Origin of the sequence: Snodgrassella gandavensis (assembly GCF_914768025.1) — a bacterium.
GTDB lineage: Bacteria > Pseudomonadota > Gammaproteobacteria > Burkholderiales > Neisseriaceae > Snodgrassella > Snodgrassella gandavensis.
In genome coordinates this window covers 128,461-147,248 of the sequence record NZ_CAJZCE010000004.1, presented here as the reverse complement: position 1 = coordinate 147,248, position 18,788 = coordinate 128,461, and the positions used below count along the sequence as shown (strand labels likewise).

General features: G+C 43.9%; 18 protein-coding genes and 1 tRNA gene. 7 read left to right on the top strand and 12 right to left on the bottom strand.

The genetic code is table 11. From position 1 onward, the window contains the following. Positions 1–34: 34 nt before the first annotated feature. On the top strand, positions 35–1,387 hold the full coding sequence (gene argG, locus MJ764_RS04870) for an argininosuccinate synthase (RefSeq protein WP_239325134.1): 1,353 nt from the start codon (positions 35–37) through the stop codon (positions 1,385–1,387). Positions 1,388–1,854: 467 nt separating this feature from the next. On the opposite strand, the gene MJ764_RS04865 is transcribed toward argG, so the two are convergent. After that, positions 1,855–2,706 carry a hypothetical protein gene (locus MJ764_RS04865; RefSeq protein WP_239325133.1) on the bottom strand — a complete coding sequence of 284 codons (852 nt, stop codon included), beginning with the start codon at positions 2,704–2,706 and terminating at the stop codon, positions 1,855–1,857. A gap of 227 nt (positions 2,707–2,933) precedes the next feature. On the opposite strand from MJ764_RS04865, the gene MJ764_RS04860 reads away from it, so the two are divergent. Continuing rightward, on the top strand, positions 2,934–3,611 hold the full coding sequence (locus MJ764_RS04860) for a phytanoyl-CoA dioxygenase family protein (RefSeq protein ID WP_239325131.1): 678 nt from the start codon (positions 2,934–2,936) through the stop codon (positions 3,609–3,611). A gap of 318 nt (positions 3,612–3,929) precedes the next feature. Here the strand turns inward: MJ764_RS04860 and MJ764_RS04855 are convergent, their stop codons facing one another. Next, positions 3,930–4,559, bottom strand: coding sequence for a C40 family peptidase (locus MJ764_RS04855; RefSeq protein ID WP_239325129.1), 630 nt, complete (start codon positions 4,557–4,559; stop codon positions 3,930–3,932). Between the two features lie 584 nt (positions 4,560–5,143). Further along, on the bottom strand, positions 5,144–5,875 hold the full coding sequence (locus MJ764_RS04850) for an OmpA family protein (RefSeq protein WP_239325127.1): 732 nt from the start codon (positions 5,873–5,875) through the stop codon (positions 5,144–5,146). A gap of 470 nt (positions 5,876–6,345) precedes the next feature. Between MJ764_RS04850 and MJ764_RS04845 the strand changes: the two genes are divergently transcribed. After that, positions 6,346–7,296: a CysB family HTH-type transcriptional regulator gene (locus MJ764_RS04845; RefSeq protein ID WP_239325125.1), complete on the top strand. Its 951-nt coding sequence runs from the start codon at positions 6,346–6,348 to the stop codon at positions 7,294–7,296. Between the two features lie 77 nt (positions 7,297–7,373). Here MJ764_RS04845 and fabG read toward each other — a convergent pair whose 3' ends face one another. The 8 genes from fabG to MJ764_RS04805 all read right to left on the bottom strand — a co-directional run bounded on the left by fabG (position 7,374) and on the right by MJ764_RS04805 (position 13,479). Beyond that, positions 7,374–8,120: a 3-oxoacyl-ACP reductase FabG gene (fabG, locus tag MJ764_RS04840; RefSeq protein WP_239325278.1), complete on the bottom strand. Its 747-nt coding sequence runs from the start codon at positions 8,118–8,120 to the stop codon at positions 7,374–7,376. A gap of 8 nt (positions 8,121–8,128) precedes the next feature. Beyond that, positions 8,129–9,073: an ACP S-malonyltransferase gene (gene fabD, locus MJ764_RS04835; RefSeq protein WP_239325123.1), complete on the bottom strand. Its 945-nt coding sequence runs from the start codon at positions 9,071–9,073 to the stop codon at positions 8,129–8,131. A gap of 38 nt (positions 9,074–9,111) precedes the next feature. Next, on the bottom strand, positions 9,112–9,975 hold the full coding sequence (locus MJ764_RS04830; RefSeq protein ID WP_239325121.1) for a hypothetical protein: 864 nt from the start codon (positions 9,973–9,975) through the stop codon (positions 9,112–9,114). Positions 9,976–9,999: 24 nt separating this feature from the next. Next, positions 10,000–10,962, bottom strand: coding sequence for a beta-ketoacyl-ACP synthase III (locus MJ764_RS04825; RefSeq protein ID WP_239325119.1), 963 nt, complete (start codon positions 10,960–10,962; stop codon positions 10,000–10,002). Positions 10,963–11,039: 77 nt separating this feature from the next. Further along, positions 11,040–12,059: a phosphate acyltransferase PlsX gene (gene plsX / locus MJ764_RS04820; protein ID WP_239325276.1), complete on the bottom strand. Its 1,020-nt coding sequence runs from the start codon at positions 12,057–12,059 to the stop codon at positions 11,040–11,042. 9 nt (positions 12,060–12,068) lie between these two features. Next, positions 12,069–12,596 carry a phosphoribosyltransferase gene (locus MJ764_RS04815; protein WP_239325117.1) on the bottom strand — a complete coding sequence of 176 codons (528 nt, stop codon included), beginning with the start codon at positions 12,594–12,596 and terminating at the stop codon, positions 12,069–12,071. Between the two features lie 167 nt (positions 12,597–12,763). After that, the gene (gene rpmF / locus MJ764_RS04810; protein ID WP_037404788.1) at positions 12,764–12,943 is read right to left on the bottom strand and encodes a 50S ribosomal protein L32; all 180 of its coding nucleotides are present in this window, start codon (positions 12,941–12,943) and stop codon (positions 12,764–12,766) included. Between the two features lie 32 nt (positions 12,944–12,975). Beyond that, complete coding sequence (locus MJ764_RS04805; protein WP_239325115.1) at positions 12,976–13,479, bottom strand: YceD family protein; 504 nt, start codon at positions 13,477–13,479, stop codon at positions 12,976–12,978. A 51-nt stretch (positions 13,480–13,530) separates the two neighbouring features. Between MJ764_RS04805 and MJ764_RS04800 the strand changes: the two genes are divergently transcribed. From MJ764_RS04800 to MJ764_RS04785, 4 genes are all read left to right on the top strand, one after another. Next, positions 13,531–14,121 (top strand): Maf family protein, encoded by a 591-nt coding sequence (locus MJ764_RS04800; protein WP_239325113.1) that lies wholly within the window; start codon positions 13,531–13,533, stop codon positions 14,119–14,121. Then, positions 14,118–14,831 (top strand): SAM-dependent methyltransferase, encoded by a 714-nt coding sequence (locus MJ764_RS04795; protein ID WP_239325111.1) that lies wholly within the window; start codon positions 14,118–14,120, stop codon positions 14,829–14,831. The genes MJ764_RS04800 and MJ764_RS04795 overlap by 4 nt, the downstream gene beginning before the upstream one ends. 83 nt (positions 14,832–14,914) lie before the next feature. Continuing rightward, positions 14,915–14,991, top strand: a tRNA-Pro gene (locus MJ764_RS04790). 339 nt (positions 14,992–15,330) lie between these two features. Further along, positions 15,331–16,617, top strand: coding sequence for a dicarboxylate/amino acid:cation symporter (locus MJ764_RS04785; protein ID WP_239325109.1), 1,287 nt, complete (start codon positions 15,331–15,333; stop codon positions 16,615–16,617). An 89-nt stretch (positions 16,618–16,706) separates the two neighbouring features. On the opposite strand, the gene metG is transcribed toward MJ764_RS04785, so the two are convergent. Then, positions 16,707–18,764 carry a methionine--tRNA ligase gene (gene metG, locus MJ764_RS04780; protein WP_239325107.1) on the bottom strand — a complete coding sequence of 686 codons (2,058 nt, stop codon included), beginning with the start codon at positions 18,762–18,764 and terminating at the stop codon, positions 16,707–16,709. Positions 18,765–18,788: the final 24 nt, after the last annotated feature.

The following is an 18,788-nucleotide window of genomic DNA, read 5'->3' as shown; positions in this document are numbered from 1 at the left end:
AGATGCTACAAATGCACAACTCAAAGGAGTGAATATGAGCAATCACAGTACTATCCTGCAAAACCTGCCCGTGGGCGAAAAAGTCGGCATTGCTTTTTCCGGCGGGCTGGACACCTCAACAGCATTACTATGGATGAAACTGAAGGGTGCGTTACCCTACGCCTATACAGCCAATCTGGGACAGCCGGATGAAGACGATTACCATGCCATTCCAGAAAAAGCACTGGAATACGGTGCACAGAAAGCACGTCTGATTGATTGCCGCACCCAGCTAGCTCATGAAGGCATTGCAGCCATTCAAAGCGGTGCCTTTCATGTACATACCGGTGGTATGCCATATTTCAACACCACACCGTTAGGTCGTGCTGTTACCGGTACGATGCTGGTGGCTGCAATGAAAGAAGACGATGTCCATATCTGGGGTGACGGCTCAACTTATAAAGGCAACGATATTGAACGCTTCTATCGCTATGGCCTGTTAACCAATCCGGCTTTGCGCATTTACAAACCATGGCTGGACCAGCAGTTTATTGATGAACTGGGCGGGCGGCATGAAATGTCGGAATTCCTGATTGCTCAGGGCTTCGACTACAAAATGTCAGTAGAAAAAGCGTACTCAACCGATTCCAATATGCTTGGTGCAACCCATGAAGCCAAAGACTTGGAAATGCTCAATAGCAGCATGAAAATCGTACAGCCAATCATGGGGGTTGCTTTCTGGGACGAACAGGTAACCATCAAAGCAGAAGAAGTACGCGTACGTTTTGCAGAAGGCGTACCAGTAGCTTTAAATGGGGTTGAATACAATGATCCGGTAGCACTGATTCTGGAAGCCAATCGAATTGGTGGCCGTCATGGCTTGGGCATGACTGATCAGATTGAAAACCGCATTATTGAGGCCAAATCGCGTGGTATTTATGAAGCGCCGGCGATGGCATTGCTGCATATTGCCTATGAACGTCTGCTCACCGGTATTCATAATGAGGATACCATCGAACAGTACCGCATCAATGGCTTGCGTCTGGGCAGATTGCTGTATCAGGGACGCTGGTTTGATTCACAGGCACTGATGCTGCGCGAAACTGCACAGCGCTGGGTAGCTAAAGCCATTACTGGTGAAGTAACTCTGGAATTACGTCGCGGTAACGATTATTCTATTCTTAATACCGAATCGCCGAATCTGACCTACCAGCCGGAACGGCTAAGTATGGAAAAAGTCGATAATACTGCCTTTTCTCCAGCCGATCGTATAGGCCAGCTCACCATGCGTAATCTGGATATTGCCGATACCCGTAATAAACTGGGAATCTATACCAAGAGTGGGCTGTTATCAGTAAATCAGGATGCATTGCTACCTCAATTAACTGATAAAAAAAATATTCTGTAAGATTCATAATTTAAAAAATTCAAAAACCGGATGGCATTTATGCGCCACCCGGTTTTTTATTGCAAATATAATCTAATTGGCATCTATAAATATTAGGTTCAATCATTTGACCAATGCGTTTACCGTGTCGATTATTGCACCAGCTGTGCCATAATCTTCATACGTTAAATGATCAGCAAATGACCAGAAATGCCTCGACAATACCATCTTCCTCTTCGACAGAACGCGAACTGTGCCTTTCACAATCAACTTCTTTTACTATTATAGCTTGTACTACTAGCCACATGCCGTAATATGACTTCAACTAAACCATCAAGCTTTTTATAGTGCCATATTAAAGTATAAGCTGTATTAGGTTCATTAAAGGCATATTTATATCTTCACAATATCCCAGAATCTTAATCATTCAGATTATCTACTACGGTAATAGCATTATCTTGTAATATATTTCTTACTGGGATAGATATTTATTTTGCAGAAATAAATATAAGAGATAAATTTATAAATACTTCAGTCAGCACTGAATAAACTATTCGTATTAGATATAAACAAACTATTGCTATTGGAAAGAAAATAAATAACCTGACAAGGTTATCAAGTATGCCATTCTTAATCTGAGTTACTTTAACATCAGATACTGTATTGGCTGAATTTAATTCCATTTTTAAAATTCTGGCCGCGCAATAATTTTGTTCTGAAGTACCACAAAATTTAAATCCTTGTTTAAGCAAATGCTTTGTATACTGATTACAGTAACAAAAGCACATGACTACAATAAATAGCAGTGTCCCCAATCTGGGAAAATTAAGCTGAGCACTAAGAAAGGAAATTATTACGCACCAGATAAACCAGTACAATGAGCCTCGCACATCTTTAACTAATAATGGAGTAAGGAAACCCATAAAAAAAGGCGTTATAGATAGTCCCGTATATGCTATTTTAAATTCACCTGTATCTGGATTAAACATAGGCGTTAGCTTACGTTTTAAAGCCAAAAAAGGAATTTTAATAGTAAATGAATACTTTGGCCGATACTCATTTTCGTTAAACAGTCTATACTCCTCAGACTTCCCTACTTTAGTTTCAACAGGTTCTAATAGTTCAGGAATTATCTCCTGCCTTAACTGTGGATTTTCTGTAAGCAATTTAGCATTATATTTTGCCCGCAAATCAGGGTTAAGCAATACTTTGCGACAGGTTTGCCATCTTTCCCAATCTAAAATCTGCTCATCTGCTGCCCTTTTCAATGCACAACGGATTTCATCATCGCTAGCAGATAAACTAACCTTTAGCAGAGAATATAAGTTAATCATCGCCATATTTCTCACCCTATTATTCAGATTAAATGTGTTAATTATACTATCCAGCAAGCACTTAACTTTCATTTTTTATACTGCAAATTGACTGTTATACGCAATTTTATGCGGCATTCAGAAAAATATTCACAAAAAACTAATATTAAAGCTAAAATGTAATTACTCAATAATATATATTTCCAGAGTAAATTATTCTACCATTGAACTGAATAAACTCTTATGAAATAAATATGTACACAAAAGATTATTTCGAACAGAATGGCTATGCTGTTATTAATGCATTAATTACGCCGCAACAACTAACAGAAATAGAACAACAGCTAGAACAGGTTAATTTAACCACTGCTGGTAACCATGAATTACTTACACAGCCATGGTGTCAGCTACTTGCCAACAATTTAAAAAACAACACTCTACTATCTGCCCTGCTTCCAGAAAAACCGATTGCGATTCAATGCACCTTATTCAAAAAATCAGCAGACAAAAACTGGTTAGTACCGCTACATCAGGATTTAAGTATAGCTGTCAGACACCGATTCTCTGACAGCCGCTTCACAGGCTGGTCTCACAAACAAAATATATTATTTGTGCAACCACCCGTGCAATATATGCAACAACTTGTTGCAGTTAGATTGCACATAGACGACTGCTTGCATGAGCATGGTCCGCTCAAAGTGGTTGCCGGTACACATCAGCACGGCAGAATTGCTGAATCAGAACTGCCCCTGCTCCGTGATCAACAAGGAGAGCAGGAATGTATTTTACCTAAAGGTGGTGCAGTTATTATGCGCCCGCTTATTGTGCACTCATCTTCTAAAGCCATCCGAACAAATGGCAGACGGGTATTACACTTTCTGTATGCACCTGCAGCACTGGCTGAAACTATTCCCTTTCAATTCTGCATTTAAAATATCCCAGTATTCATCAGGCAACCAAAGCTGACAATATCCATGAACTGGATACAGTTAATTATTTATACTGCGAATTAATGTATTTTTCAGACTAGATAAATAATCCAGTTAATCTGCTTATATTAGCCACAAATATTTCATTAGCACACCAACTCGATAGTGAGTCTAATTCATGGGACAACACAGTTTTATCACAATTAATCAACCGAATAATGGTTCTTCGCTATCTGATTCATCGACATCGAACTGATGGTTTTATTTAACCAGAATAGTAACCATTGCCTTACAGTCAATTTATACAATAATATTAAATATTCAGATATCTGCCAGAGTGCAACTGCGTTGCCATAAGGATGTTTTACAACGCAAATGGCCAACATATTGCAATGGATAAATCGGCAGCACAGAAGGAATATCACCAGCGCGCATATGCAGTAAATCACCGGGTGCAACCCACTCAGCCGGGGTTTTGGTTAAAGGTAGCCCAGCATAATCATAGGCGGCTACTACTAGCTGCGAGCAGAAATAGCGATCAGAAGAGAAAGGAGTCACCTGCACCAATGCCATGGTATTCAGACACAGGTGGCGAAAAGCACGGGGAATTACTGGTAATTCGCATACTTTACGCGTGAAAGTATAAGGAGTTTGTTTGATAATACCCAGATAATTATATTTTCCCCCAGCTTCGGCCTTGGCAAATTGCCGAATTTTTTCAGCCTGCAAATTATTCAAATGTGGATGGCGATAGACCACCAGTAATGGGCTTTCATCAACACTTTCAGCTAGTGACATAATATGCACACCGCCGCCAACAGCCTCAGCGATTTCCCCATCGCCCAGATACAGAAATGCGTGGCTGACCGATGTATTACCAAACAGACGCAAAACGCGTGAATTCAGGCTAGAATCAGCAGAAAATAAAATATCACCACTTTGTAAGTCCATTGGTTCAATTAATACTACGCCAGTTTGCGGAGCTGTATTTTGCCGTTGAAATTTTACGATAACATGTTTTTTTTCCCCAGAAATATTAGGGATTCGATGAAACTGGGCAGTACAGGCAGCACAAAAATAACAACATAAAATTAAAAACAGAAATTTTACATGTTGCATCATTGAAACGATATTAATTTGAATTTTATAAATATTTATCATTATTCAGCGCTTGGTTTCAGTTTAAACCCAACGGATAAGAATTTAATCGACATTTTCTCGTTTTACTTGAGCAACAATCCTATATGCTGAATACATTTTTAACAAAATTCAGCAATACAATTAAATCCAACCAATAAACTTTACATTAAAGCATTTCCTATTCACATAATAACATGTATTAACATTTATAATTAATAGAATTAGCAAAAAGCAGTAGTAACAAACAAAATATTACCGTAATTAGTGACTGAAACAAGTAACGATTTTTGTAAATCACGCTAGCACTAATCTAAAAAATTTTGAAGTTATCTGAATTATCATCGATACAAAAAAACCCTGCTTAGAGCAGGGTTTTTTATCAGTAAGGTAGAAAATTATCTAACTTTTTTAGCTACCATAGTGCGGATTTTAACGTCTACACGGCGGTCAGGTGCGATACATTCGATCAAAGCAGCACGTTTCTTGGCAGCTGAAACTTTTTTGCCCAGCTTGGCAACTTCAGCCTGACAGGATTCGGTCATGCGTGCTTCAGATTTACCCAGGCCAACAGCAGAGATTTTCTCAGCTGGAACGCCTTTGGAAACCAGATATTCAGCAACAGCATGAGCACGATGATCAGACAGAGTCTGGTTATATGCTTCAGAGCCTTTAAAGTCGGTGTGACCTTCAACACGTACAGTTTGTACGCTGCTGTCAGCCAAACGGGTAGCCAATTGATTCAGAGTATCAATTGCTTCCGGACGCAAGTTATATTTATCAAAGCCAAACAAGAAATTAGCAGACAAAGATATAGTTTCATCAACAAATTTAGGTGCTTGAGGAGCAGCCTGAGCAACAACTGGGTGACCACAGTTGTTACCCAGAGTAGGTTCGTTATCGTTGTTGAAACGGTTTTTTACACATTCAGGTGTACCATCAGCACCGTTTTCACGGGTGACAAGAATTTCGCCAGTTCCTTTTTCAGGAGCAGAACTAGTAGTATAGCCATTGTAAGCACCAGCAGGTTCACCGGTCCAGTCGGCACCCGGTACAACACCATTGGCAAAAGCGGCAGTTGAAGCAGCCATAGCAACGATCAATGCGCTCAATTTTAGCTGTTTGGTCATGTTATTCCCTCATCAAAAAATTTGTTATGTGTTGATTCAGCCTGAAAATTCGCCTGATCAAAACACAAATACCATTTACAGGCCGCTCAAACCGGGCGGGTAGCTTGGTAAATCAGGTCTATACTATAAAAAACCGCAGTATAAACTGTCAATATGCAAACCACCAAGGCGAAGCTGCTAGACGACCCGCTTCCTAACTGTGCATCATGCCTAAAAAATAGCTTTGTGTCACTTATTTACAACTAAATTCACGCCTTCACTCCAATTAAGTTGCATTAAAACAACATGCAAGCTTCTATTGACCTGATCACCCACAGCAGGCTGATTAGCTTGTAAATTTGTTCTGCCTTAAGTGAAAGTGTTCCATGTCAGAATGGGTAAATTGCGTTATGATACAGATAAAGAAGCTTTTTTGTTGTATTTGAGCGACAATTAAAATAATGCCAAACTTATAAAGGGGCTGAAGCAATATGAAGCTGCAACAGTTACGCTATGCAGTTGAGGTTTATCGTCAGAATCTGAATGTCTCGGAAGCAGCAGAGGTACTGTTTACTTCCCAGCCGGGTATTTCCAAGCAGATTCGTATGTTGGAAGAAGAGCTGGGCGTACCACTATTTATCCGCCATGGCAAACGTATGGTTGCAGTGACGGCACCGGGCAAAATTGTACTGGAAACTGCCGAACGGGTTTTGCGTGAAGTACAGAATATCAAGCGCATCGGCACAGAATTTGCGGATCAGAATATTGGTTCTCTGACTATTGCCACTACCCATACATTGGCGCGCTATGATTTACCTGAAGTTGTATCTGCTTTTGTTGAGCGCTATCCTCAGGTTCAATTAAGCATTCATACAGCCAGTCCGAAAACCATCAGCCATATGGTACTGGATGGAGAGGTGGATTTTGCCATTGGCATGGGAATGGGAATTGAGCACCCCGAATTGCGTAAACTGAGCTGTGAGGCATGGAATCGCAGTGTCATTGTTCCCGACAACCATTCCTTGCTAGGTCTGAAACGACCCTTACGGCTGGAAGACATTGCTGCTTATCCGCTGATTACCTATGATATTGCTTTCAGTGAACAATCCAAAATCGCCCGTGCCTTTACTCAGGAGGGTTGTAGTTTACCCAGAGTGGTACTGGCTTCAACTGATACAGATGTAATAAAAACTTATGTAAAACAAGGATTGGGTATTGGGCTACTGGCCAGCATGGCTTTTGACAGCACACAGGATCAGGGTTTGCAGTTAATTAGTGCTGAACATTTATTTGAACCTTCGTTTTCACAGGTTATACTCAGGCAGGATGTTTATCTGCGCGGCTTTGGCTATGAATTTCTGGCTTTATTCGCTCCTAGGCTAACCCGTGCGCGGATTGAATCTGCGCTGTATTCTTCTTTCGAAGAAGATTTTTCAATTTAACAATTTACTTATACTATAGCCATTTTGTACACATTGTACAAAATGGCTATGTAAGCATTTTTAACTGATATCAAGTATCAGGGCATTAGCATTCCGCCATTAACGTGCAGCGTTTGTCCTGTGATATAACGTGCTTCTTCACTGGCCAGAAATAATACAGCTGCAGCCACATCTTCCACAGTACCAAAATGATTCAATGCAGTTTGCGCTGCAAAGAAATCACGTTGCTCCTGAGGTAAGGCTTGTGTCATATCGGTTTCAATAAATCCGGGTGCAACACAATTCACGGTAATCCCACGTGAACCTACTTCGCGCGCCATGGATTTACTAAATCCAACCAGGCCGGCCTTGGCAGCAGCATAGTTTGTCTGACCGGCATTACCGGTAAAGCCAATCACGGAAGTCACATTGATAATTCGCCCCCAGCGTGCTTTCATCATGCTGCGCGTTACTGCTTTGCTAGCACGAAAGGCTGATTTTAGGTTGATCTGCATGATTTCATCCCATTCTGCTTCTTTCATGCGCATCAAGAGGTTATCGCGAGTAATACCCGCGTTGTTCACCAGTATCGCAATATTGCCGATATTACTTTCGATATCCGCAATCAGATTTTCAATACTGTTTTCCTCAGTAATACGTAATTCCCGTCCTTCACCGCCAACATCAGCCAGTGCCTGATTAATACTGGCCACACCGGTAGCAGAAGTTGCCGTACCGATTACCTTAGCTCCTTTTTCAGCCAGAAGCCGAGCAATAGCTGCGCCAATCCCACGGGTAGCACCAGTTACCAGAGCGATTTTACCTGTTAAATCCTGATTCATAATTCCTTCCTTTAGCTGGCAGAGTGCGCAGCAATAAAACTTTCCATGGTTTCCACACTGGTTAATGCGGCACAACTGGCACTTTTATCAATTCGTTTGGCCAGACCAGCCAGCACTTTACCCGGGCCACATTCTGCAAATTCAGTAATACCTTCTGCCACCAGCTTGTTCACTGTTTCGGTCCAGCGCACAGGTGAATACAATTGCTGCACCAGTGCCTGTTTAATCGCCTCCGGCTCTGAATGCACGGCAACATCTACATTATGTAATACTGGAATCTGTGGTGTTTCAACTTTAATCTGTGCCAAAGCTGTAGCCAGTTTGGCGGCAGCCGGTTTCATCAGGCAGCAGTGAGAAGGTACAGATACAGGTAAAGGCAGGGCACGTTTGGCACCGGCCGCTTTAGCCAATTCACAGGCACGGGAGATGGCCGCAGTACTTCCGGCTATCACTACCTGACCGGGCGAATTATAGTTTACTGCTTCAGCAACGGTACCAGACAATTCGTTTTGCGCCTGTAAGCAAACCTGACGCACGATATCATCATCTAGTCCCAATATTGCTGCCATTGCGCCCTGACCAGCCGGTACAGCTTCCTGCATTAGTTGAGCACGCAAGCGAACCAGTTTAACCGCGTCATTAAAGGACAGACTACCGGCTGCTACCAGAGCAGTGTATTCGCCCAGACTATGGCCTGCCAGCATCACCGGCATCTGCCCGTGCAGTTGCTGGTATATGCGCCAGCTAGCAATACCGGCAGTCAGCATCAGTGGCTGAGTGTTAACAGTTTCATTCAGGGCAGTGTTATCCTCACCATTCATCAGTGCCCATAAATCCTGATCAAGTACTGCCGAGGCCTGTTCAAACGTTTCTTTAACAACGGCCATGTCGTTGAAACCGGCCATCATATTGAGACTTTGTGACCCCTGACCGGGAAAGAAAAAAGCAATAGTCATGGTTTTCCTTGATTTGAATGGAGCTAATGTCCAGATAATTATTTCGATGGGGGCTGCTTGGCCGGTGAAAGCTGGTTATGATGCAGAAACATTCTGGCACCGACTGGAGCCCCTATTGCATAGGCCAGATTGGCTTCCAATGACTGGGCAAACGGCCCCTGATAGATTTTATTGCCCATATGGGTCAGATTAGAACGCGCATCAATATAAATTTTACCGCCCAGCCAATTCCACAAACGACAAAAACTGAAATCTTCAGACAAATAGCGTTTGGTTACCGGATCAATCATACAGTCATAAAAACGGTAATGATAGCCTTGATCGGCAACACCAAGAGAATCAGGCTGATATTGCAGTTCAGGATAAGCTTCAATCAGACGGGTAAAAACCTGACGCTTAATAACCATGAATCCAGTTGGTGCCTCCGGAAGCTCGATAAAGCCTTCGTCATCAACCTGTACATGCACTTCATTATTGGTATCAGCCTGACTGATATTGATGGTATAGCGGGTATAGGTGGCATTGAACTGCTGCTGAGTCATATGCGCATCAATACCTTCTGCTGGCCATGATTCACATTTGAGCGGATACACGCCGGCAACAATATCGCGATCTGCCAGCAGCTGGCGCTGAAATGCTTCCGGTGAAAAGCCGATATCGGTATCAATCCAGCACAAGTGTGTCCATTCAGGATGCGCCAGAAACTCGGCTACGCAATTATTGCGCGCCCGAGTAATCAGACTTTCACCCTGATGCATAAATACCTGTATCGGAAAACCAGCACTGGTATGCGCCGCCACCAAAGCCAGCAACGACTGCACATAATTACCAAAGTAACGGCCATCATGACTAGGTGACATGATAACCGGATACATACTAGCTAACGCAGATTGAGGTAGCATAATCTAACTCTGATAAGAACGATATTAGTATTTCAGGGTAATCGCACCCCAAGCAAAGCCACCACCAATACCTTCGAGTAATAAAGTCTGGCCATGCTGGATGCGACCGCTTTTAATCCCCTCATCCAGAGCCAGCGGAATAGAGGCAGCAGAGGTATTACCCTGCTCTGCCAGCGTAACAATGACTTTGTCCATCGGTACACCCAGATGACGGGCAGTGGATTCGATAATACGCAGATTGGCCTGATGGGGAATAATCCAGTCTATATCAGCTGGCTGTAAATCAGACTCTTCAATAACTTCTTTGGCAATATTGGCCAGCGCCTTGACAGCAAATTTATATACTGCCTGACCATCCATATAAAGATAGGGTGACCCTTCAATGGCACCGGCTGCAATTTTTCCCGGCGTTTGCAAGATATGGCTATAGCCGCCATCTGCCTGTAATCTGGTCTTGATGATACCACCTTCCTGTTCGGAGGCACCCAGAATCACGGCTCCGGCGCCATCACCGAACAGTACGCAGGTACGCCGGTCATGCCAGTCTAGCAGGCGGCTGAAAGTTTCAGCACCAATAACTAGTGCTTTGCTCGCCATACCACTTTTGATATAGGCGTTGGCCGTAGCCATTGCATACATAAATCCGGCGCAGACTGCCTGAACATCAAATGCCGGGCAACCAGAAATGCCAAGTTTGTTCTGTACGATACAGGCAGTAGCCGGAAACGTCATGTCTGGTGTTGATGTAGCGACAATAATCAGATCGATGTCATCTGCGGCTATAGCAGCATCGGCGAGTGCGGCCTTTGCTGCAGCAACAGCTAGATCACTGGTCTGTTCATTTTGAGCAGCAATATGGCGCGCTTTGATACCAGTGCGTGTGGCAATCCACTCATCAGAAGTATCAACAATTTTGCTCAGGTCATCATTGGATAGACGGCGTGCAGGCAGATAACTGCCTGTACCTAGAATATGAGCATTTAGCATGGCATAGTCTTTATTTACGACAAAGGCCACATTTTAAACAAAGTTATTTAACTTGTCTGCCTTTGTAACAGGATGATTTATTCTTCCAGTGCAGCCAGTTGCTGGGCTACGCCGGTCTGAATTTTCGTGATTGAATCTGCCTTGATAGCCTTGTAAGCCTCCTGCAGTGCAAAACAGAAACCGGTAGCATCGGTGCCACCATGGCTTTTGACTACCACACCACGCAAACCAAGAAAAATAGCACCATTAAAGCGTCGTGGGTCCAGCCGTTGTTTAAAGCCTTTTAATGCTGGTAACGCGATTAAAGCGGCCAGTTTATTAAACCAACTGCGGGTAAATTCCTCTTTAACAACTGTACCAATGAATTTAACAGCACCTTCAATACTTTTCAGCATGGCATTGCCGGTAAAACCGTCGACTACGAGTACATCGACTTCAGCCGTAAAAATGGCATTACCTTCAACATTGCCGACAAAATTCAGATTGCTGCGCCGTAAAAGCTGATGGGTTTCCTTGACGGCGGCATTACCTTTGATATCTTCGGTACCAACATTGAGCAAACCCACCCGCGGACGGGTATTTTCAGGCGACAGCGCCGCTACCTGCTGGCTGCCAACAATGGCAAACTGCAAAAGCTGAGCACTACTGCAATCAACATTAGCACCAAGATCAAGTACCAGTGTGACATGATTATTGCGACCGGGTAAAAATTTGGCAATAGCCGGACGATCAATACCAGCAATAGTTTTTAATACAAAACGTGCGGTGGCCATCAGGGCACCGGTATTACCAGCCGATACGGCAGCCTGCGCCTGACCTTCCTTAATCTGATTGATGGCTACACGCATGGAAGAATCTTTTTTATTCTTCAGCGCTGACGTTGGTTCTTCATCCATCCCTACCACTTCACTGGCAGAACAGATAGTAATCCGCTCCATGGAGGCGCCAGCTTCAGTTAATGCATTTCTGATTTTAGTCTCATCACCAACGAGAATCAGTGCCGCATCTGCTTGCTGCTGTAAAAATGTCAGCGCCCCCGGAATGGTTACCTCCAGTCCAAAGTCACCGCCCATTGCATCAACTGCGATGGTTTTCAAGGTCATATGTTATGCCTCAGGTGTCGTTTGGGCTGCAACATTTTCATAGTGCTCATCAATATCAAGTGCATCCCAAGGATAATTAATCCACCAGTCATCAACCTGTATTGCGCTATAGAAAGGTAAATCAGCTGGCAATACCCCTTTTTTGGGTTTGCGTTTTTCGTGCAATACGGCAACTCCTAGCTGCTGGAAACCTTCATGCTGTAATTCACGAATACAGTATTCGAGTGTGGCTCGACTGTCATCCACTTCGTCAACAATCAGCAGTTTTTTGTCTTTCATTTTTTCATCAAAACCATTAGTCCACTGGATTTTCTGTGGACAGTCGGTCGGACAGTCGTTGATGTCATAATAAGACAAAGTAACAGTATATACAGGAATATTCAGAAAACTACGCAATATACGAGCCGGAATAAATCCACCACCACCGATAGCAATCATTGCATCAAATGAATGTTCTGATTTCTGGATTTTTTCTGCCAACTGTTTGATGGCACGATGTATGTCTTCGTAGTTATACCAGATTTTTTTCATGGGAAACCCGGGTCAATATAAAGAGCAGGCCACTGATGGCTGCTGGAAAAGTGGAAGTATTTTATTTTAACAGGATAAATTATCCTGCTAACAATGGATACAAAAAAGCCAGTGATTGCTAATGCAATGTCTGGCTTTCATACGCATTTAATAATCACAGGTGTGAATTATTCACCTTTGGCTTTGATTACCTTGCGTCCGCGGTACATACCGTTTGGAGAAATGTGGTGACGCAGATGTACTTCGCCAGTAGTGGTGTCAGTAGAAACCTGTACAGCGGTCAGACCATCGTGTGAACGGTGCATACCACGTTTTGAAGGTGATTTTTTGTTTTGTTGTACTGCCATGTTAAAGCTCCTGGATAATTTAAGTTAATTCGTTAGTGGCCGCTTTTCAGTCCTGCCAGTCTGGCAAAAGGATTGCCAGAGTCTTGATTGGTTTGGGTTGCCAGAGTGTGATCGCAATCTTCATGTCGCGGCGCAACCGGAATCGCCATTAAAATTTGGTCTTCCAGCAGTGCAGTAAGATTATATTCTGCACTCCATACTGCGCCTTCAAGTGATTCATCAGCGGCCATGGCCTCGTCCAGCAACTGTTCGCTGGCAAACAGCACTATATGCGACTGGTCATTCAGCGCCCAGGAAACTGCCTGTAAACAGCGCTGACACACCAGCTGCAACTCACCTTCTATGCTGATATCGATAAAAGGACGCTGCCAGCGGTCAATACCACCGCTGACTTTATACTGGATGATGCCATCGCGTTGCGCCAAAAGTTCATGTGACCAAACCCGCCGGTCAAGCGCCTGAAGCTGCAATTGACCACCGCGTTGCTGCTGTTCACGTGTGAACGTGGCTGTATCAATCAAAATAGGGTCTAACATAAACGGCGGATGATATAATTTAAGTCTTCTAATGTCAATGAGTTCGCAATTATGCCAATTGAGAAAAAGCTGATTCTGGCTTCCAGTTCATGTTTTCGCCAGCAGCAACTTCAGCAATTGCACATCCCTTTTGAGGCAGTCAACCCTGATTTTGTGGAAACACCACTACCTGACGAAACCGCACCACAAACTGCCTTGCGTCTGGCCAGTGGTAAAGCATATTCGCTAGCCAGTCTTTATCCGGATGCATTGATTATCGGCTGCGATCAGGTAGCATGGTGTCACGAACAGCAACTGGGTAAACCACTAACCGTAGCAAAAGCACAACAGATGTTACACTCTTTAAGTGGTCAGGAGGTGGTGTTTTACAGTGCCCTGACAGTACTGAATGTTGCGGAAAACCGCCTGCATCAACATATTGATGAAACGCGCGTTATGATGCGTACTTTAACAGATGCGCAGATTAATTATTATCTGACGCTGGAACCTGATGCAATACATTGTGCCGGTGCGGCCAAAAGTGAAGGACTGGGCGCACTGTTGATTAAACGTATTGAAAGCACAGACCCAAATGCGCTAATTGGTTTGCCGGTTTTTCGTCTGGTGGACTTTCTACTGGCTGAAGGAATAAATATTTTATGAGCAGCCCTGTACTCTATCTGATTCCTACACCACTAGGAACGGCAGACACGCCCTGTCTGCTTGCATATGAACGGGAATACATTGTTAATCTGACCGATTTTGTTGTTGAAGCCGAAAAAACGGCACGTGCTCATTTAAAGGCATTTGGCGTACGCACGCCGATTCGTGAACTGAATCTGCATACGCTGAACGAACACACAGCAGAGCGCGATATTGCTGCATTATTGCAACCTTTACAGGCTGGCCGCAGTATGGGTCTACTTAGTGAAGCCGGCTGTCCGGCAGTAGCTGATCCGGGAGCACAACTGGTAGCACTGGCACATCAGGCGGGTTTTACCGTTATGCCGCTGGTTGGCCCTTCCAGTATCATGCTGGCACTGATGGCCTCTGGTGCCAATGGGCAGTGTTTTGCCTTTAAAGGCTACCTGCCTGCGGAGAAAACCACACGTATTGAACGCCTGCGTGTGCTGGAAAATCGTTCGCGACAGGAAAATGAAACCCAGCTTTTCATTGAAACACCTTATCGGAATGATGCTTTACTGGCTGATGCGATTGCCAGTCTGCATCCGCAAACCCGCCTGTGTATTGCGGCTGATTTAACCATGCCCACTCAAACCATTATTAGTCAGAGCATTGCAGCATGGAGAAGCATGAAAGTATTGCCGCAACTGAAAAAAAGGCCATGCCTGTTTGTGCTGTATGCTGGCTGATACCCCCTTGACATTTTTTGAGAATAATTTGCGCCCTGCTCTTGTCAAGGTGCACCGCGCTGCCTATAATGCACAACTTCTTTCGGAGTGTAGCGCAGCCCGGTAGCGCACCTCGTTCGGGACGAGGGGGTCGAAGGTTCGAATCCTTTCACTCCGACCATATATTTAAAGCCGTCTGTTCAACATGAGCAGACGGTTTTTTTACAACCGGGTAATTTATGTCAAATGACTTTATTATTACAATATAAAGAATAATATTTATACTTTGTAGAAACAAAACAAATCATCGTAAACGGAATTAAATCTTTGCCAAACTAATGTTTTTATAAAAAAATCCTTTATAGTATGCTTCTCTTGACTGTATGTTTATCATTTAGTAATTAATAATGCTTTTCCGTTAAGTTACGTAGGCTTTATAATCAGTGAACTATGTCTCAATATTGCTCACAATAACTTTAAAACCCTGTAGTTTTTAAACACTAATCCTTGAGAGATTAACATGTTACCACTCGAAATTGAGGAAATGAATCCACCACCAAAAAAACAGCGGTGGTATCAGATTCTATATGTACAGGTAATTATCGCCATTATTATTGGTATTTTACTTGGTAACTTTTTCCCCAGTGTTGGCGAAAGCATGAAGCCTTTGGGCGACGCTTTCATCAAATTAGTCAAAATGATCATCTCCCCGGTTATTTTCCTCACCGTGGTAACCGGTATTGCCGAGATGACCAATATGAAAACCATGGGACGTGTAGCCGGCAAGGCTATGGTTTATTTTCTCACTTTCTCTACTCTGGCACTGGTTATTGGTTTGCTTGTGGCCAATATTGCCCAGCCGGGACACGGTCTGAATATTGACCCGAGCACCCTCCAAAGTGCCAAGGTTCATGAATATGTGCAGAAATCGCATGAATCCAGTCTGACTGGTTTTCTGATGGACATCATTCCAACTACAGCAATGAGTCCGCTTACCAATGGCAATATCCTGCAAACCCTGTTTATTGCTATTCTGTTTGGTGTTTCTCTGGCATTGATTGGTGAAAAAGCCCGCCCGCTGATCAATATTTTCCACGATTTGTCAGCACCGGTTTTCAAAATGGTATCCATTCTGATGCGTGCGGCACCTATGGGCGCATTCGGGGCGATGGCCTTTACCATTGGTAAATACGGTATTGATTCCATTGGCAATCTGCTCTATCTGATTCTGACTTTCTATATTTCTTCAGTATTGTTTATTCTAATTGTTTTAGGTACTGTAGCACGCTATAACGGCTTTTCTATTATCAAGCTGGTGAAATACATTAAGGAAGAACTGCTATTAGTACTAGGCACAAGCTCATCTGAAGCCGCCCTGCCTACGCTGATGCAAAAAATGGAAAAAGCTGGTTGCAAGAAATCGATTGTTGGGCTGGTGGTACCTACCGGTTATTCTTTCAATCTGGATGGTACGAATATTTACATGACTCTGGCCGCGTTGTTTATCGCGCAGGCTTGTAATATTGATCTGACACTGGAACAACAGATATTGTTGCTGCTGGTTGCGATGCTTAGTTCCAAAGGTGCAGCAGGGGTAACCGGTGCCGGCTTTATCACACTGGCGGCCACATTATCCGTTGTACCGTCTGTGCCGGTAGAAGGAATGGCGCTGATTCTGGGTATTGATCGCTTTATGTCTGAATGCCGCGCCCTGACCAATCTGGTTGGCAATGCCTGTGCCACTATTGTTGTTGCACGCTGGGAAAAAGGTCTGGATTCAGAGCGCTTGCATGAAGTGTTGAAATAATCATTTCATTCAAGTATAAGCTCTTCTGTTTAGACACAAAAAAACAGACCAGTTAATATCAACTGGTCTGTTTTTTTGAGAATGAATAATCAGCCGACTTTCATACCCGGTTCAGCTCCACTGTCCACATCCAGTAAAAACAGTTTGCCATTACCGGCAGCCGAAGTAATCATGCCCTCAGACATACCGAATTTGGCCATTTTACGCGGTGCAAAATTGGCCACCACGATTACCATGCGTCCAACCAGTTTTTCGGGCTCAGGATAGCTGGCTGCAATACCAGAGAATATCGTACGCTGTTCAAAGCCAAGATCAACCTGAAATTTGAGCAGTTTGCTGCTACCTTCAACTTTTTCACATGCCAGCACTTTGGCCACACGCATATCGATTTTCATGAAATCATCAAAGGAAGCTGTAGCAGCCACAGCTTCATATGCGGCAGTAGCAACTGTTGGTGCTGGCTGGATATTCTGGCGATTAGCCGCCACCAAATCATCAATCTGCTTTTGTTCCACCCGCTGCATCAAGTGTTGATAGACATTAATACTGTGACCTGCTGGCAATAAAGATGTGCTGTCTATCCAGCTTAGAGGCGCCACATTCAGAAAAGCTGCCGCTTCAGTAGCCAGCTGCGGTAATACTGGCGACAGATAAACAGTAAGGATACGAAAAGCATTAATCAGCTCGCTGCATACCTGCTGCAAACGCACTTCCTGACCTTCCTGCCGTGCCAGCTCCCATGGCTTGTTGGCATCTACATATTCATTCACCACATCGGCCAGTGCCATGATTTCACGCAAGGCACGCGCATATTCCCGTGCTTCAAAGCAGGCTGCAATGGTTTCACTTTGTGCCTGTAACTGTGGCAACAGCTTACTGGTGCTGACATCGGTTAATTTACCCTGAAAACGCTTGCTGATAAACCCAGCAGCACGGGCAGCAATATTTACGTATTTACCAACCAAATCGCTGTTAACACGGGCAATAAAATCGTTCAGATTTAAATCCAGGTCTTCAATTTTGCTATTGAGCTTGGCCGCAAAATAATACCGCAGCCATTCCGGATTCAGACGCTGTTCCAGATAGGAGCGTGCTGTAATGAAAGTCCCGCGCGATTTGGACATTTTCTGCCCATCTACGGTGAGAAAACCATGAGCAAATACGCCTGTCGGTGCACGCAGGTTTGCATATTGCAGCGTTGCCGGCCAGAATAGTGCATGAAAATACAGAATATCCTTACCAATAAAATGATACATTTCGGTATCGGTGTCAGCACGGAACCACTGGTCAAAATCCACTCCGCTGCGCTCACACAGATTTTTAAACGAAGCCATGTAACCAATAGGCGCATCCAGCCAGACATAAAAATATTTACCGGGCGCATCCGGAATTTCAAAACCAAAATAAGGCGCATCACGACTGATGTCCCAGTCACTCAGATTATCATCCTGAAGCCACTCATTCATTTTATTCAGGGCTTCTGCCTGCAAATGTGGCTGCTGGCGGCCATCTGCCAGTTGGGTGTTGCCGGCAGTCCATTGCTTCAGATAATCAGCGCACTCCCCTAGCTTAAAGAAGAAATGTTCTGATTCTTTCAGCACCGGAGTAGCACCAGAAATGGCAGAATACGGATTAATCAGCTCGGTTGGGCTATAGGTAGTACCACATGCTTCACAATTGTCGCCATACTGATCCTGCGCATGACATTTCGGGCATTCACCTTTAACAAAGCGGTCGGGCAGAAATAGGTTTTTTTCCGGGTCAAACAACTGCTCAATGGTACGGCTTTCAATTTTGCCATTGGCTTTCAAAGCCAGATAGATGCTGCGGGATAAGGCTTCATTCTCAGGAGAATGGGTACTGTAATAGTTATCATAGCCGATACCAAAACCAGTAAAATCTGCCAGATGATCCTGACGTACTCTGGTAATCATTTCTTCTGGTGTTACACCCTGTTTTTGTGCAGCCAGCATCACCGGCGTACCATGCGTGTCATCAGCGCAGACGTAGTAGCACTCATGTCCGCGGGCTTTCTGAAAACGCACCCAGATATCTGTCTGAATATGTTCAACCATATGCCCCAGATGAATGTTCCCGTTTGCATAGGGCAAGGCAGAGGTAACCAGTATTTTGCGTTGTTGTGTCATGATTGATGTATCGTTGAAATCCAG

Coding starts and splice junctions, on each gene's coding strand:
- argG (WP_239325134.1), top strand. CDS start 35: ATGAGCAATCACAGTACTATCCTGCAAAACCTGCCCGTGGGCGAAAAA.
- MJ764_RS04865 (WP_239325133.1), bottom strand. CDS start 2,706: ATGGCGATGATTAACTTATATTCTCTGCTAAAGGTTAGTTTATCTGCT.
- MJ764_RS04860 (WP_239325131.1), top strand. CDS start 2,934: ATGTACACAAAAGATTATTTCGAACAGAATGGCTATGCTGTTATTAAT.
- MJ764_RS04855 (WP_239325129.1), bottom strand. CDS start 4,559: ATGGACTTACAAAGTGGTGATATTTTATTTTCTGCTGATTCTAGCCTG.
- MJ764_RS04850 (WP_239325127.1), bottom strand. CDS start 5,875: ATGACCAAACAGCTAAAATTGAGCGCATTGATCGTTGCTATGGCTGCT.
- MJ764_RS04845 (WP_239325125.1), top strand. CDS start 6,346: ATGAAGCTGCAACAGTTACGCTATGCAGTTGAGGTTTATCGTCAGAAT.
- fabD (WP_239325123.1), bottom strand. CDS start 9,073: ATGACTATTGCTTTTTTCTTTCCCGGTCAGGGGTCACAAAGTCTCAAT.
- MJ764_RS04830 (WP_239325121.1), bottom strand. CDS start 9,975: ATGCTACCTCAATCTGCGTTAGCTAGTATGTATCCGGTTATCATGTCA.
- MJ764_RS04825 (WP_239325119.1), bottom strand. CDS start 10,962: ATGCTAAATGCTCATATTCTAGGTACAGGCAGTTATCTGCCTGCACGC.
- MJ764_RS04815 (WP_239325117.1), bottom strand. CDS start 12,596: ATGAAAAAAATCTGGTATAACTACGAAGACATACATCGTGCCATCAAA.
- rpmF (WP_037404788.1), bottom strand. CDS start 12,943: ATGGCAGTACAACAAAACAAAAAATCACCTTCAAAACGTGGTATGCAC.
- MJ764_RS04805 (WP_239325115.1), bottom strand. CDS start 13,479: ATGTTAGACCCTATTTTGATTGATACAGCCACGTTCACACGTGAACAG.
- MJ764_RS04800 (WP_239325113.1), top strand. CDS start 13,531: ATGCCAATTGAGAAAAAGCTGATTCTGGCTTCCAGTTCATGTTTTCGC.
- MJ764_RS04795 (WP_239325111.1), top strand. CDS start 14,118: ATGAGCAGCCCTGTACTCTATCTGATTCCTACACCACTAGGAACGGCA.
- MJ764_RS04785 (WP_239325109.1), top strand. CDS start 15,331: ATGTTACCACTCGAAATTGAGGAAATGAATCCACCACCAAAAAAACAG.
- metG (WP_239325107.1), bottom strand. CDS start 18,764: ATGACACAACAACGCAAAATACTGGTTACCTCTGCCTTGCCCTATGCA.